The sequence below is a fragment of the Saccharomonospora glauca K62 genome (genome assembly GCF_000243395.2).
GTDB lineage: Bacteria > Actinomycetota > Actinomycetes > Mycobacteriales > Pseudonocardiaceae > Saccharomonospora > Saccharomonospora glauca.
The window spans coordinates 3,427,451-3,440,665 of record NZ_CM001484.1 but is presented as its reverse complement, the minus strand read 5'-3'; the positions used below and the strand labels follow the sequence as shown (position 1 = coordinate 3,440,665).

Sequence of the window (13,215 nt, the reverse complement as noted above, 5' to 3'; positions counted from 1 at the left end):
ACCTCCGGGATCGACGCGGCCACGTGCCGACTACAGGAAGGTCGTGGGAATGGCGGGGTCGCCGCTGGACAACTTCAACCCTTCCCACGGCAGGGACACCAGGGCCCGGCGCAGGCGATCCCTGGCGTCTTCAAGGGTGGGCAGGTCGTCCACGGGTTGTCCACCCCGGAGCAGGGGGATGTGCAGTTCCTTGTCGTGCTCGCCGAGCTCGGGCGGGTTGGCGGTGGGGTAGACGACCTCCTCCAGCGCGGTGCCCGTGGGCTTGTGCCGCCGCAGCGCGGCCTTGCGGCCGCCGCGGGATGCCTTGTGCTCACTGCGTTTCGCCACGGGCCGACCGTCTACCTCGACCAGTTTGTACACCATGCCCGCGGTGGGGGCGCCGGAGCCGGTGACGACGGACGTGCCCACGCCGTAGGCGTCCACGGGCTCGGCGCGGAGCGCGGCGATGGCGTGTTCGTCGAGGTCCCCGGAGACGACGATGCGGGTGTCCTTGGCCCCCAGCGCGTCGAGTTGTTCACGGGCCTGGCGCGCGAGCACGCCGACGTCGCCGGAGTCGATGCGGATCGCGCCGAGTTCGGGACCCGCCACCCGAACGGCAGTCTCGATTCCCTTGGTGATGTCGTAGGTGTCCACCAGCAGGGTCGTGTCGGTGCCCATCTTCTCGATCTGGGCCCGGAAGGCGGCCTCCTCGGTGTCGTGCAGCAGCATGAACGCGTGGGCGACGGTGCCACGGGTGGGGATGCCGTAGCGGCGGCCCGCTTCGAGGTTCGAGGTGGTGGCGAAGCCCGCGAGGTAGGCGGCGCGGGCGGCGGCGACGGCGGCGTGTTCGTGCGTGCGACGGCCACCCATCTCGATGATGGGACGGCCGTTGGCGGCGGCGGACATGCGTGCCGCGGCGGAGGCGACCGCGCTGTCGTGGTTGAGGATCGACAGCACCACGGTTTCGAGCAGCACGCTCTCGGCGAAGGTGCCGCGCACGGTGAGGATCGGCGAGCCGGGGAAGTACAGCTCCCCCTCGGGGTAGCCGTCGATGTCACCGGTGAACCGGTAGTTCGCGAGCCAGTCGAGCGTGGTCGAGTCGACCACGCCGGTCCGCCGCAGTTGGGCGAGTTCGGCGTCGGTGAACCGGAAGTCGGCGATCGCGTCGAGAACTCGCTGGGTGCCGGCGACGACGCCGTAGCGACGTCCGGCGGGCAGCCTGCGGGCGAACACCTCGAACACGCAGTTCCGTTCGCCGGTCCCGTCGCGGAGCGCGCTCGCCAGCATGGTCAGCTCGTAGTGGTCGGTGAACAGCGCGGTGCTGCTCCCGCTCGCCGGGGAGGACATGCCGCAAGATTATTCGCCACCGAGGAACCTCGTGGCCGGGGTGGGCCGCCCGGCACGCCGGGAACGAGCACGCTCTCACCCGCGTGGCCTACCTCGGGCACGCCGGTATTGCGCCCCGTGACACCATGGAGGTATGACCACGCCCGTCGAGGCCGAAGAGACACTCGGTGCGGATCTCGGCGCCGAGGACCGACCGTGGCAGACGATCGTGTGGAACGACCCGGTCAACCTCATGTCCTACGTGACCTACGTATTCCAGAGGATCTTCGGGTACAGCAAGGACCACGCCACGAAACTCATGCTCGACGTCCACCACAAGGGCAGGGCCGTCGTGTCGTCGGGAACGAAGGAGAAGGTGGAAGGCGACGTCGCGAAACTCCACGCGGCGGGCCTGTGGGCAACGATGGAACAGTCGTGAGGGAATGGCGCCGCAAGGGCGGCAAGGTGGTCGGTGGTTTCGAGCAGCAGGAAGCGGCCGTGGTCCGCGGACTGGTCAGCCAGATCGAGGACATGCTCAGAACGCGCGCGGACGAGGCGCCGCGGGACGAGCTCGCCGAGCTGACCGGTATCCGCATCGGCCCGTCGGAGGGCCCCGAGGACCCCGTCCTGGGGCGACTGTTGCCCGACTTCCACAGGCTCGATCCCGACAACCCGTCCAAGGAGGCGCTGGATTCGGCGGCGGCGTTGCGGTCGTTGCACGAGCCCGCGTTGTTGGACGCGAAGCTCGGCGTGGCCGGGGTGGTGTTGCAGACGCTGCCGCCCGGTGGTGGTGAGGTACGCCTGACGTTCGAACAGGCGGAGGCCTGGCTGTCGGCGCTCAACGACGTCAGGCTCGCGCTGGGCACGGCGCTCGACGTCACCGAGGACATGCCCGACCAGTTGCCAGAGGACGATCCACGGGCTCCGCACCTCGGCGTCTACCACTGGTTGACATGGGTGCAGGACACACTCGTGCAGGTTCTCACCGACTGAGGTGATGCGGTGAGGGGGCACCACGACGCGATCACGGACGTGCGCGGGATCCGGGTCGGCCATCACGAGCGCACCGACGAGGGCTGGTTGTGCGGCACCACGGTCGTGTTGCCGCCGGAGGGCACCGTCGGCGCGGTCGACCAACGCGGCGGTGCGCCGGGCACGCGAGAGACGGATCTGCTCGCGCCGGAGAATCTCGTGCGGACGGTGGACGCCGTGTGCCTGTCGGGCGGTAGCGCGTTCGGACTCGCCGCGGCCGACGGGGTGATGAACTGGTTGGCCGAACGCCACCGGGGCTTCCCGGTCGGTCCGGAGCCGAACCAGGTCGTACCCATAGTCCCGGCGGCCGTGATCTTCGATCTGCCCCGCAGTGAGTGGGGCAACCGTCCCGATGCGACATTCGGTTGGGCCGCCTGCGAGGCGGCGACCGAAGGCCCCGTCGCGCAGGGCTCGGTGGGGGCCGGGGCCGGAGCGCGGGTCGGTTCCCTGAAGGGCGGGGTCGGCACGGCCAGTGAGGACGTCGACGGCTTCGTGGTGGGTGCGCTGGCAGTTGTGAACGCCGCCGGCGAGGCGGTGGACCTCGAAACCGGGGTGCCGTACGCCGCCGAGCGTGGGCGGGAGGAGGAGTTCGGCGTCTCCCGCTGGCCGGGGCGCGCGGGCGACCTCCCCGCCGCGGCGGGGGCCCGGTTGAACACCACGATCGGCGTGGTGGCCGTCGACGCGGCGTTGTCGAAGGCGCAGTGCCGGCGATTGGCCGTCGCGGCGCAGGACGGTATCGCTCGGGCGGTCCGTCCGGCACACACGATGTTCGACGGTGACACCGTGTTCGCGTTGGCCACGGGGGAGAAGGAGCTGCCGCGGGTGGAAGGGCCGCTCGGGGACGCGGGAAGCGCGGCGGCGCTCGACCGCCTGTGTACCGCGGCGGCGCGGGTGTTCGCCCGCGCGATGGTGCACGGCCTGTTGTCCGCGAAGGGCGTTCCGGGGCTGCCCGCCTACGCCGACGTGTGGCCGGAGGTCTTCGTCGGTGCCTGAGCGCGCTCGTTGGCACGTCGACCTGCACGACGACGACGTGAATCGCTTTCCGGGGGTGGCGTTCGTGCTGCGGCATGTCTGTGGGCTCGACAAGCAGACCGGGGTGGCGCTGGCCGACGAGGCGCAGCGGCACGGCATCGCGCGCGTGGCGTCCTACCCCACTCGGGAGGAGGCCGAGCGGGTGGTGGCCGAGATCCAACTGCTCGGCGTGCGGGCCACCGTGAGTGAGGGCACCGAGCCCCGCCTGGTGGTCTCGTGAGGTGTGACCGGACCGGGTGAGCAGACGAGGAGACGAGTGACGGGGGAGTTCGTCCGGGCGTGGCGTGCCGGCCAGGGGGTGCGCCTGGCCGTGTCGCGGACGGTGGTGGAAGGTTTGCTGAGGGTGTTCGACGACCTGGAGTGCTCCCTCACCGGACAGCGCAGGCGTTTCGGTCGACGCCCGCGCCCGCTGCCCGATCGCCGACTGTTCCCCGACGCCTACTTCGACCGCGACGCGAGCGACGCCTTTCGGGCCCGGCACGGGGAGGACATGCGACGCCGGGTGCTCGACGCGGTGCGTCGCACCGCCGTGCTCTTCGTGCACGCCCACGACGCCGGACACGACCCGGCCGTGGTGGCGGTGCCCGAGGTCGCCGTGCCGGATGTCTTCTGTGCGCTGGCACACGCGCAGTCGCTGTTCGTCTCGCGTCCCCGTTGGAACGTGCTCGTGGACTGGCCCACGGTCACCCTCCGCAAGGGCGGGAGGGAACTGACCTGGCTGGTGACGTGCCAGACCGCGCTGGCCGAGGCGGCCCTGGCGGCACCGGGCTCGGATGAGGCGCTCGAAGAGCCCACTGAGCTGGAGTTTCCCACGCTGTGAACACCCGGTTGCGGAACCGTAGAATGGGCCTCGTGCTCCAGATTCGCCGTGACCTCGTGGACGCGATCGTCGAGCATGCCCGCCGGGATCACCCGGACGAGGCGTGCGGGGTGATCGCCGGCCCGGACGACGGCACGGACCGCCCCGAGCGGTTCATTCCTATGGTGAACGCGGCGCGCTCGCCGACCTTCTACGAGTTCGACTCGGGCGACCTGCTCAAGCTGTACCGGGAGATGGACGCCCGAGACGAGAAACCCGTGGTGATCTACCACTCGCACACCGCGACCGAGGCGTATCCCTCGCGCACGGACATCAAGCTGGCGCAGGAACCCTTCGCGCACTACGTGCTGGTGTCGACTCGGGAGCCGGACACCTACGAGTTCCGGTCGTACCGCATCGTCGACGGTGAGGTCACCGAGGAGGAAGTGGAAATCGTCGACGCCTATCCGACCGCCGACACCGGTGGTCGCGACGCGGCCGACGCGCGCTAGGTCACTCGCGGGAATAGCCCCGCTCCCCGGAGCGTCAGTTCTGTCGTCAACCCCGAGTGGAGGTAACCCATGTCCGTGACCGTCTCGATCCCCACGATCCTGCGCACGCACACCGACGGCGCGAAGTCCGTCGAGGCGTCCGGCAAGACCGTGGCCGAGGTGATCGACGATCTCGACGCCAAGTACGGCGGCATCAAGGAGCGCCTGGTCAAGGACGACAAGCTGCACCGCTTCGTCAACGTCTACGTCAACGACGAGGACGTCCGGTTCGCCGGTGGCCTCGACGCCGAGGTGTCCGACGGTGACACCATGACGATCCTTCCCGCCGTCGCCGGCGGCGCACGGTAGGTCGACGGTCATGGCCAGGTACGAGTCCCTGCTCGACACCCTCGGTGGCACCCCGCTGGTGGGGCTGCCGAGGTTGTCCCCGTCGCCCGAGGTTCGCCTGTGGGCGAAGTTGGAGGACCGCAACCCCACCGGCTCGATCAAGGATCGTCCCGCGTTGAGGATGATCGAGGCCGCCGAGCGGGACGGCATCCTCAAGCCGGGGGACACGATCCTGGAACCGACGTCCGGCAACACCGGCATCTCGCTGGCGATGGCCGCCAAGCTCAAGGGCTACGGCATGGTCTGCGTGATGCCGGAGAACACCTCCGAGGAACGCAGGCAGATCCTTCAGGCGTACGGCGCGCGGATCGTGTACTCGCCGGCGGCGGGCGGCTCGAACGAGGCGGTGCGCCGGGCGAAGGAGCTGGCGAAGGCGAACCCCGACTGGGTCATGCTGTACCAGTACGGCAACCCGGCCAACGCCGACGCCCACTACCACGGCACCGGGCCCGAGCTGTTGAAGGACCTGCCCACGCTGACGCACTTCGTCGGTGGGTTGGGCACCACGGGAACGTTGGTGGGAGTCGGCCGTTACCTGCGGGAGCACAAGCCCGACGTGCAGGTCATCGCCGCCGAGCCCCGCTACGGCGAGCTCGTGTACGGCCTGCGCAACCTCGACGAGGGGTTCGTGCCGGAACTGTACGACCCCGAGGTCCTCAGCGGCCGGTACTCCGTGGGCGCGTATGACGCGCTGCGCCGCACTCGCGAGCTGCTGGAGCAGGAAGGCATCTTCGCGGGCATCTCCACCGGCGCCGTGCTGCACGCCGCCTTGGGGGTGGCCAACAAGGTGCTCCGGAAGGGTGGCCGCGCGGACATCGCCTTCGTGGTGGCCGACGCGGGGTGGAAGTACCTGTCCACCGGTGCATACAGCGGTTCGCTCGACGAGGCCGCCGAGCGGCTCGACGGCCAGCTCTGGGCGTGAGTTTTCAGGGTTTTCACCTGAGGTACGCCCGCCCGACATCGGGTTAGCCTGCGGGCGTGGACATTCCCGGCGCTTCTCCAGTGACCCCACGGCGCGATGCGGCCAAGCGGGTGATCCCGCCCCGGCCGCTCACCGCGGCCGTCGTGTCGGTGTCGTTCGTCGTCCTGCTCTACCTGGTGGAGCTCGTCGACGTCGTCCTGCCCCTGGAGCTCGACCAGTACGGCATCGTGGCGCGGTCGCTGGACGGGCTTGACGGCGTGCTGTGGGCGCCGCTGCTGCACGACGGGTGGTCGCACCTGTTCGCCAACACGTGGCCGGTCGCCGTGTTCGCCTTCCTCGCGATGGCGGGCGGCCCGGGGCAGTGGCTGCTGGTGACGGCTGTGATCTGGATCGTCGGTGGGCTCGGCGTGTGGCTGACCTCGGCCGATCACACCGTGACGATCGGCGCCTCCGGGCTGGCGTTCGGCTGGCTCGCCTTCCTGCTCGTGCGGGGCGTGTTCTCCCGCAGCCTCGCGCAGCTCGCGGTGGCCGTGGTGTTGCTCGCACTGTGGGGCGGGATGTTGTGGGGCGTGTTCCCCGGAACGCCCGGAGTCTCCTGGCAAGGACACCTGTTCGGCGCGGTGGGCGGCGTGCTAGCGGCCTGGTTGGTGGCGAGGGCCGATCGGAGGAAGAGGCCGACGCCGCGTCCGGAACTGCCGGGTAGTCTCGGCGGGTGACCACGACCCGCTCCGCCTCCGCCCCGATCGGCATCTTCGACTCCGGAGTCGGTGGGTTGACGGTCGCGCGTGCCGTGGCCGATCAACTGCCCGCCGAACGTCTCCGCTACGTGGGGGACACCCGCAACGCCCCGTACGGTCCGCTGCCCATCGCCCGCGTGCGCGAACTGGCGTTGGCGGCGCTCGACGGACTCGTCGCCGACGGGGTGAAGGCCCTCGTGATCGCGTGCAACACCGCGTCGGCCGCCTGCCTGCGGGACGCGAGGGAACGCTACGACATCCCGGTCTTCGAGGTGGTGCTGCCCGCCGCCCGTCGCGCGGTGGCGACGACCCGCAACGGCCGCGTCGGGCTCATCGGCACCGAAGGCACGGTGCGGTCGCGCGCCTACGACGACGCGTTGGCCGCCACGGACGTCACGCTCACCAGTGTGGCGTGTCCTCGGTTCGTCGAGTTCGTCGAACGCGGGATCACCTCCGGCAGGCAGGTGCTGGGGCTCGCGCAGGGGTACCTCGAACCGCTCGCGCGCGCCGACGTCGACACCCTGATCCTCGGCTGCACGCACTACCCGCTTCTCACGGGCGTGCTCCAGGCCGTGATGGGCCCCGACGTCACGCTCGTGTCGAGCGCCGAGGAGACGGCCAAGGACGTGGTGAAGCAGCTCACCGAGCTCGACCTGCTGGCCGAGCGCTCCGAGCCGCCGGAACACGAGTTCATCGCCACCGGATCGCCCGAGCAGTTCGCCAAACTGGCGCGCCGTTTTCTGGGTTTCGGCACAGTGCTCGCCGCCACGTGAGGAGGGCGCGAAGCCCGTCGCCGTGGCATGGTGTTGATCGTGCGACTGACGATCCTCGGCTGTTGCGGCAGTTTTCCCGGTCCCGACGCGGCTGCCTCCGGTTATCTCGTGGAGGCCGAGGGGTTTCGGCTGGGGGTGGACCTCGGCAACGGCACCCTGGCGCGCCTCCAGACGGTGTGCGACCCCTTCGAGCTGGACGCGCTCGTGCTGTCGCACCTGCACCCCGACCATTGCGCGGACTTCAGCGCCCTCACGGTGTTTCGCCGCTACCACCCGAACCCGCCCTACGACCCGAGGCGCAACAGGCTGCCCGTCTACGCGCCGCACGAGGCTCCGACGCGGCTCGCCAACGCCTACGCGCCGCACGAGGCCGAGCGCCGCGACACGGACCTGTCGGACGTGTTCGAATTCCACCCGCTGAGCCGCGAGGTGAGGACCATCGGTCCGTTCACGGTGACGCCGGTGCCCGTGGTGCATCCCACCGAGGCGTTCGGCATTCGCCTCACCCGGGGCGGCACCACGCTCGCCTACACCGGTGACACCGGGCCGTGTGCCGCGCTCGACGAACTCGCCGACGGTGCCGACGCCCTGCTGTGCGAGGCGAGCTGGACCCACGGCCCCGACCGTCCCGCCGATCTGCACCTGTCGGGCACGCAGGCGGGTGAACTCGCCGAGCGGGCGAAGGTCGGCAAGTTGCTGTTGACGCACGTGCCGCCGTGGTCGGACGGCGAGGCGATCCTGGCCGAGGCCGAGGCGGCGTTCTCCGGCCCCACGGAACGCGTGCGGCAGGGAGCGGTCTACGAGATCTGATCGGATCTTTCCGGCCGGTTCCGCCCTTCCCGTCCGATGTCGGGGCGACTTCACTAGGCTGCCAGACGTGGTGCGACAAGACGGCAGGAACGACGACCAGCTCCGCGAGGTTCGGATCACCCGCGGTTATCAGCAGTGGCCGGCGGGCTCGGTGCTCGTCGAATTCGGCAACACGAGGGTGCTGTGCGCCGCGAGTGTCACCGAGGGAGTGCCCCGATGGCGGGCCGGTTCGGGCCTCGGGTGGGTGACCGCCGAGTACGCGATGTTGCCGTCGGCCACGCACACGCGTGGGGACCGCGAGTCGGTCAAGGGACGCATCGGGGGCCGGACCCACGAGATCAGCAGGTTGATCGGTCGTTCCCTGCGGTCGTGCATCGACCTCGCCGCGCTGGGGGAGAACACCATCGTCATCGACTGCGACGTGATCCAGGCCGACGGCGGCACGCGCACGGCCGCGATCACGGGCGGGTACGTGGCCCTGGCCGACGCCATCACGTGGCTCGGCGCGGCCGGACGACTGGTCGACCCGCAGCCGCTGTCGGCGGCCGTGTCGGCGGTCAGCGTGGGAGTCGTGGACGGTCGGGTGCGGCTCGACCTGCCGTACGAGGAGGACTCCCGCGCCGAGGTGGACATGAACGTTGTCGCCACCGACACGGGCACCCTGATCGAGGTGCAGGGCACCGGCGAGGGCGCCACGTTCACGAGGTCCACACTGGACAAGATGCTCGACCTCGCGTTGGCGGGGTGCGCGGAACTGTCGCGTATCCAGGCCGAGGCGCTCGCGGCCCCGTATCCCGGTGAACTGCCCGAACCGCCTCCCGCGAAGAAGAAGGGCTCCAAGTGACCAGGCGGGTGCTGCTGGCGACGCGCAACGCGAAGAAGCTCGGCGAACTGCGCCGCATCCTCGCCGACGCGGGCGTGACCGACATCGAGATCGTCGGGATGGCCGACGTCGAGCCGTTCGACGAGGCTCCCGAGACGGGGGCCACGTTCGAGGAGAACGCGCTGGCCAAGGCGCGGGATGCCGTCGAAGCCACCGGTCTCGCCGTGGTGGCCGACGACTCGGGGCTGACCGTGGACGCGTTGAACGGGATGCCCGGCGTGTTGTCGGCGCGTTGGGCGGGCTCGCACGGGGACGACGAGGCCAACCTGAAGCTGCTGCTGGGGCAACTCGCCGACGTGCCCGACGAGCGCAGGGGAGCGGCGTTCGTGTGCACGGTGGCCCTCGTGGTGCCGGGCGCGGAGCCGGTGGTGCTGCGCCGGGAGTGGCGCGGCACGCTCGTGCGGGAACCACGGGGCAGCAACGGCTTCGGCTACGACCCGATCTTCGTGCCGGACGGTGAGACGCGAACCTCGGCGGAGCTGGCGCCGGGGGAGAAGGACGCCGCCTCCCACCGGGGTCAGGCCCTGCGCGCCCTGGTGCCGTACCTGCGGGAGCTGGGTCAGAAGTAGCGGATCTTCACGAAGAACCGAGGGTCCCGGCCACGTTCTCTCGTGGGGTCGTGGTCGGGACCCTCGGTCGTTCGCTGTCGTGCGTCAGGCAGCCAGCTTCAGGTCTCGCATCAGCTTGGCGACGTGGCCCGTGGCGCGGACGTTGTACTGCGCCACCGCGATCGTGCCGTCCGCGTCCACCACGAAGGTCGAGCGGATCACGCCCTGCACGATGCGCCCGTAGTTCTTCTTCTCACCGAAGGCGCCCCACTCGGTGAGGACCTTCTTCTCGGGGTCGGACAGCAGCGGGAAGGTGAGCTTTTCGTTCTCGACGAACTTGGCGAGCTTTTCGGGTTTGTCCGGGGAGATCCCCAGTACCTGGTAGCCCGCGTCGTTGAGCTGGGCGAGGTTGTCGCGGAAGTCGCACGCCTGCTTGGTGCAGCCGGGCGTGCCCGCGGCCGGGTAGAAGTACACCACCACGGACTGGCCGCGGAAGTCGGACAGCGACACGGGGTTGCCCTCGCTGTCGGGCAGCGTGAAGTCGGGTGCCGGGTCGCCGGGGGAGAGGCGGTTGCGGTCGGTCATGGCCGAAGCGTAACGCGCGAGGTCTCAGGCCGACCCGACGAACACCACCTTGGTCGACTTGGTGGCGTCCGGCCGGAGCGTGAGTTCGATCGTCGCCGGTTCGGGGGGAAGCGCGAACGCGAGCGTCACTTTCGTCGAGTCGCCCGCCGCGAGGTCGCGGTCGGCGTCGACTATGCCGTTGTAGCCGCGCGGAAGATCCTGGACCTGCTTGATCTCCTTGCCGTCGATCGTGGCCTGCGCCGAGAGGTCGGAGATCCGGTACGGCTTCTGCCCCTCGTTGTACAGCTCGATGCCGAAGGCCGCGGCCCGCTTCGAGCGCGGGTAGGCACTCTCGCTGGGCACGAAGACGTTCGGCGACGAGACGGTGACCACCAGGCCGGAGGGGAAACGGTGCTCGGAGCCGAACTGCAGCAGCCTGCCCGAGGACGTGGCCGGGGGCGGGGACTGCTCGGCGGAGGTTCCCACCTGCGGGACCGCTTCGGAACTGTCGCCCGCCGACGTGCCGCACGCGGCCAGTGTGAATGCCGCGCACACCGCAGCGACTACCCTCGCCGTAGACACAGCCTGCTCCTTGGTCCGATCGCAGGGCGGAGTTACTCCGTCCGGGGGCCCGGCGGCACCCGTGTCCACTCTGGCGAGGCGCACACGGGCAAGCCAGTCGGAACGGGTGGTTGAGGCAGAGTCGGAGCCCGCTCGTGTCCTGGCCGTGATGCGGCCGCTTTCGGACGTGACGGCGGTTACCGGCGGCTCATACGGCGATGGCGAAGACGAGAATGAAGGTGGCGAGCCCGGCGAGCCACAGGACGATCAACCAACCCCAGTCGCGCCACGGGTCGACGACGCGATTGTCCTCACCGGGTACGTAGACGCCTCGTTTCTCGAACCAGTCGGCCCATTCGTCCGGCCAGCGCAACAGGCGCCGTCCGCCCATGCGTCACCTCTTCTGTCCCGCGGCATGTCGAACACATATTTCAAGCCGACGACGCCGAAGGCAAGCCCTCGACAGGGCCCACGAGGAGTCGTCACGGCGATCCCGCTGGCGGTGGCCACCACCCCGGAAGCACGATTTACCGTGGGGTCGAGCGTGGTCGCTCGGTGACTACTCACCGGTATCGACGTCATCGAGCCGGAAGTGCCAACCCAGACGAAGGAGCTCCCGTGATGCGAGCGTCGGCAGCGTGGCGGACGGCGGTCCTGGCGAGTGCGGCCGCCCTGGTCGTCGCCGGGTGCGGTGGAGCCGCTGAGCGAAGAGACGTCGATGCCGGCGGTGACGGTGTGCTCAACCTCGGCTACGTACTGCCGGAGACGGGACCGCTCTCCTACCTCGGGCCTGCCCAGATCGCGTCGGTGAAACTGGCGGTCGAGGAGATCAACGAGGCCGGAGGCGTGCTCGGCCTGCCGGTCCCCGAGGTGGTGGCGTCCGACGAGGCCGGGCGAGCCGACGCGGCCGCGCGTTCGGCGGACCGGGTGTTGTCGACGGGGGCCGACGCGATCGTGGGCGCGGCCTCGTCGGAGGCGTCCTCGGCCATCGTCGACAGCGTGACCGGGTCGGGCGTCGTGCAGTGCTCGGGGTCCAACACCGCGGCGACGTTCGGCGACTATTCCGACAACGGGCTCTACTTCCGCACCGCGCCCAGCGACGACCTGCAGGCGATGGTGCTCGGCAAGGTGATCGCCGAGGACGGCAACGAGCGTGTCGCCCTCGTCGCGCGCGGGGACGACTACGGCCGGGGGCTGCTGGAGCTGACCACGAAGGCGCTCGAGGCCGCGGGGGTCACCGTGGTGCTGGGCGAGACCTACGAGACGGGGACGACGAACTTCGACGGGATCGCTCGGAAGGTCGCCGAAGCGAACCCCGACGCCGTCGTGGTGGTTTCCTTCGAGGAGGGCACTCGGCTGCTCCGAGCGCTGATCGAGGCCGGCGTCGGGCCTCGGGACCTCGCCGTCTACGGCGCCGACGGGCTGCGCCGCACGGAGCTGGCGTCGGCGGTGTCGCCGGACGACCCCGGTGCGCTCGCCGGGATGAAGGGCACGGCCCCGACCCTCGGGGACGAGGAGTACGGCAAGCAACTCACGGCCTTCGCGCCCGAGGTGAAGGACCTGCAGTACGCGGCGCAGGTGTTCGACTGCGTGACGATCATCGCGTTGGCCGTCGAGGCCGCGCAGTCCGACGACCCCACCGTGTTCGCTCCCGAGATGGTCAGGGTCACGACGAACGGCGAGAAGTGCACGTCGTTTGCCGCCTGCAAGGACTTGCTCGACCGAGGTGTCGACATCGACTACGAGGGAGTCAGCGGCCCGCTCGACTTCGAGGAGCGAGGCGAGCCCCGCGAAGCGCTCTTCGACGTCTACGCCTACGACGAGTCGGGCGCGCTTCGGACCGTTCGGACCGAGAAGAGCGCGGCACCGAACTGAAGCCGTCCCCCGAGGCGGTGATCCGGTCGGGTAGGGTGGTTCGTGTGCCGGGAATGAACCGGCACGCCGGGACGTTGTCCCGAGTAGTCGCAGGTTTTGCGTGTTCGTGTTTCGCACGTCCGCGAAAGATCGGTGCGGGCGTGTCACGTCTCCTCACGACACGTGGGAACGCTGGCCGGCTCGACCCCGCGGCTCCAGTGGCGGTCGCACGGTGTGGCCGCCGGCATCTCTCACGAAGGAGACGACATGACCGAGGGAACCGTGAAGTGGTTCAACAGCGAGAAGGGCTTCGGCTTCATCGCCCCCGATGACGGGAGCGCCGACGTCTTCGTGCACTACAGCGAGATCGACGGCCGAGGATTCCGCAGCCTGGAGGACGGCCAGCGCGTGTCCTTCACCGTCGGCCAGGGCAACAAGGGCCCGCAGGCCACGGGAGTGCGTGGACTCTGAGTGCACCCACGGGACGTCGCGGGGA

The 13,215-nt window shown here is 70.0% G+C and carries 19 protein-coding genes; 15 read left to right on the top strand and 4 right to left on the bottom strand.

What is annotated here, in order from left to right; genetic code table 11:
• Positions 1-30: 30 nt before the first annotated feature.
• The gene (locus SACGLDRAFT_RS16050) at positions 31-1,326 is read right to left on the bottom strand and encodes a nicotinate phosphoribosyltransferase (protein ID WP_005465903.1); all 1,296 of its coding nucleotides are present in this window, start codon (positions 1,324-1,326) and stop codon (positions 31-33) included.
• Positions 1,327-1,459: 133 nt separating this feature from the next.
• Here SACGLDRAFT_RS16050 and clpS point away from each other — a divergent pair, with 133 nt between their 5' ends.
• The 13 genes from clpS to rdgB all read left to right on the top strand — a co-directional run bounded on the left by clpS (position 1,460) and on the right by rdgB (position 9,761).
• On the top strand, positions 1,460-1,744 hold the full coding sequence (gene clpS / locus SACGLDRAFT_RS16045; protein ID WP_005465902.1) for an ATP-dependent Clp protease adapter ClpS: 285 nt from the start codon (positions 1,460-1,462) through the stop codon (positions 1,742-1,744).
• Entirely contained in the window at positions 1,741-2,298 is a 558-nt protein-coding gene (locus SACGLDRAFT_RS16040; RefSeq protein WP_005465901.1) for a DUF2017 domain-containing protein, read from the top strand. Before clpS ends, SACGLDRAFT_RS16040 begins: the two co-directional genes overlap by 4 nt.
• 9 nt (positions 2,299-2,307) lie before the next feature.
• Positions 2,308-3,330 carry a P1 family peptidase gene (locus SACGLDRAFT_RS16035; RefSeq protein WP_005465900.1) on the top strand — a complete coding sequence of 341 codons (1,023 nt, stop codon included), beginning with the start codon at positions 2,308-2,310 and terminating at the stop codon, positions 3,328-3,330.
• Positions 3,323-3,589, top strand: coding sequence for an ATP-dependent Clp protease adaptor ClpS (locus SACGLDRAFT_RS16030; protein WP_005465899.1), 267 nt, complete (start codon positions 3,323-3,325; stop codon positions 3,587-3,589). Before SACGLDRAFT_RS16035 ends, SACGLDRAFT_RS16030 begins: the two co-directional genes overlap by 8 nt.
• A gap of 36 nt (positions 3,590-3,625) precedes the next feature.
• The gene (locus SACGLDRAFT_RS16025) at positions 3,626-4,189 is read left to right on the top strand and encodes a DUF2017 family protein (protein ID WP_005465898.1); all 564 of its coding nucleotides are present in this window, start codon (positions 3,626-3,628) and stop codon (positions 4,187-4,189) included.
• Positions 4,190-4,212: 23 nt separating this feature from the next.
• A complete protein-coding gene (locus tag SACGLDRAFT_RS16020) occupies positions 4,213-4,680 on the top strand; it encodes a Mov34/MPN/PAD-1 family protein (RefSeq protein WP_005465895.1) in 468 nt (155 codons plus the stop codon).
• 69 nt (positions 4,681-4,749) lie between these two features.
• Entirely contained in the window at positions 4,750-5,028 is a 279-nt protein-coding gene (locus tag SACGLDRAFT_RS16015; protein ID WP_005465894.1) for a MoaD/ThiS family protein, read from the top strand.
• A gap of 10 nt (positions 5,029-5,038) precedes the next feature.
• Positions 5,039-5,989, top strand: a complete 951-nt coding sequence (locus SACGLDRAFT_RS16010) for a PLP-dependent cysteine synthase family protein (protein ID WP_005465893.1) — start codon at positions 5,039-5,041, stop codon at positions 5,987-5,989.
• A 110-nt stretch (positions 5,990-6,099) separates the two neighbouring features.
• The gene (locus SACGLDRAFT_RS16005) at positions 6,100-6,705 is read left to right on the top strand and encodes a rhomboid family intramembrane serine protease (protein ID WP_005465892.1); all 606 of its coding nucleotides are present in this window, start codon (positions 6,100-6,102) and stop codon (positions 6,703-6,705) included.
• Positions 6,702-7,499 (top strand): glutamate racemase, encoded by a 798-nt coding sequence (gene murI, locus SACGLDRAFT_RS16000; protein ID WP_005465891.1) that lies wholly within the window; start codon positions 6,702-6,704, stop codon positions 7,497-7,499. The genes SACGLDRAFT_RS16005 and murI overlap by 4 nt, the downstream gene beginning before the upstream one ends.
• Before the next feature lie 39 nt (positions 7,500-7,538).
• The gene (locus SACGLDRAFT_RS15995) at positions 7,539-8,309 is read left to right on the top strand and encodes an MBL fold metallo-hydrolase (RefSeq protein ID WP_040920071.1); all 771 of its coding nucleotides are present in this window, start codon (positions 7,539-7,541) and stop codon (positions 8,307-8,309) included.
• 67 nt (positions 8,310-8,376) lie between these two features.
• Positions 8,377-9,153 (top strand): ribonuclease PH, encoded by a 777-nt coding sequence (gene rph, locus SACGLDRAFT_RS15990; protein WP_005465887.1) that lies wholly within the window; start codon positions 8,377-8,379, stop codon positions 9,151-9,153.
• Positions 9,150-9,761 carry an RdgB/HAM1 family non-canonical purine NTP pyrophosphatase gene (gene rdgB, locus SACGLDRAFT_RS15985; RefSeq protein WP_005465886.1) on the top strand — a complete coding sequence of 204 codons (612 nt, stop codon included), beginning with the start codon at positions 9,150-9,152 and terminating at the stop codon, positions 9,759-9,761. Before rph ends, rdgB begins: the two co-directional genes overlap by 4 nt.
• Before the next feature lie 84 nt (positions 9,762-9,845).
• Here rdgB and bcp read toward each other — a convergent pair whose 3' ends face one another.
• From bcp to SACGLDRAFT_RS15970, 3 genes are all read right to left on the bottom strand, one after another.
• Positions 9,846-10,325 (bottom strand): thioredoxin-dependent thiol peroxidase, encoded by a 480-nt coding sequence (bcp, locus tag SACGLDRAFT_RS15980; protein WP_005465885.1) that lies wholly within the window; start codon positions 10,323-10,325, stop codon positions 9,846-9,848.
• A gap of 24 nt (positions 10,326-10,349) precedes the next feature.
• Positions 10,350-10,886 (bottom strand): hypothetical protein, encoded by a 537-nt coding sequence (locus SACGLDRAFT_RS15975; protein WP_005465884.1) that lies wholly within the window; start codon positions 10,884-10,886, stop codon positions 10,350-10,352.
• A gap of 187 nt (positions 10,887-11,073) precedes the next feature.
• Positions 11,074-11,256, bottom strand: coding sequence for a hypothetical protein (locus SACGLDRAFT_RS15970; RefSeq protein WP_005465883.1), 183 nt, complete (start codon positions 11,254-11,256; stop codon positions 11,074-11,076).
• Positions 11,257-11,486: 230 nt separating this feature from the next.
• Between SACGLDRAFT_RS15970 and SACGLDRAFT_RS15965 the strand changes: the two genes are divergently transcribed.
• Complete coding sequence (locus tag SACGLDRAFT_RS15965) at positions 11,487-12,740, top strand: ABC transporter substrate-binding protein (RefSeq protein WP_005465882.1); 1,254 nt, start codon at positions 11,487-11,489, stop codon at positions 12,738-12,740.
• Positions 12,741-12,986: 246 nt separating this feature from the next.
• The gene (locus SACGLDRAFT_RS15960; protein ID WP_005465881.1) at positions 12,987-13,190 is read left to right on the top strand and encodes a cold-shock protein; all 204 of its coding nucleotides are present in this window, start codon (positions 12,987-12,989) and stop codon (positions 13,188-13,190) included.
• Positions 13,191-13,215: the final 25 nt, after the last annotated feature.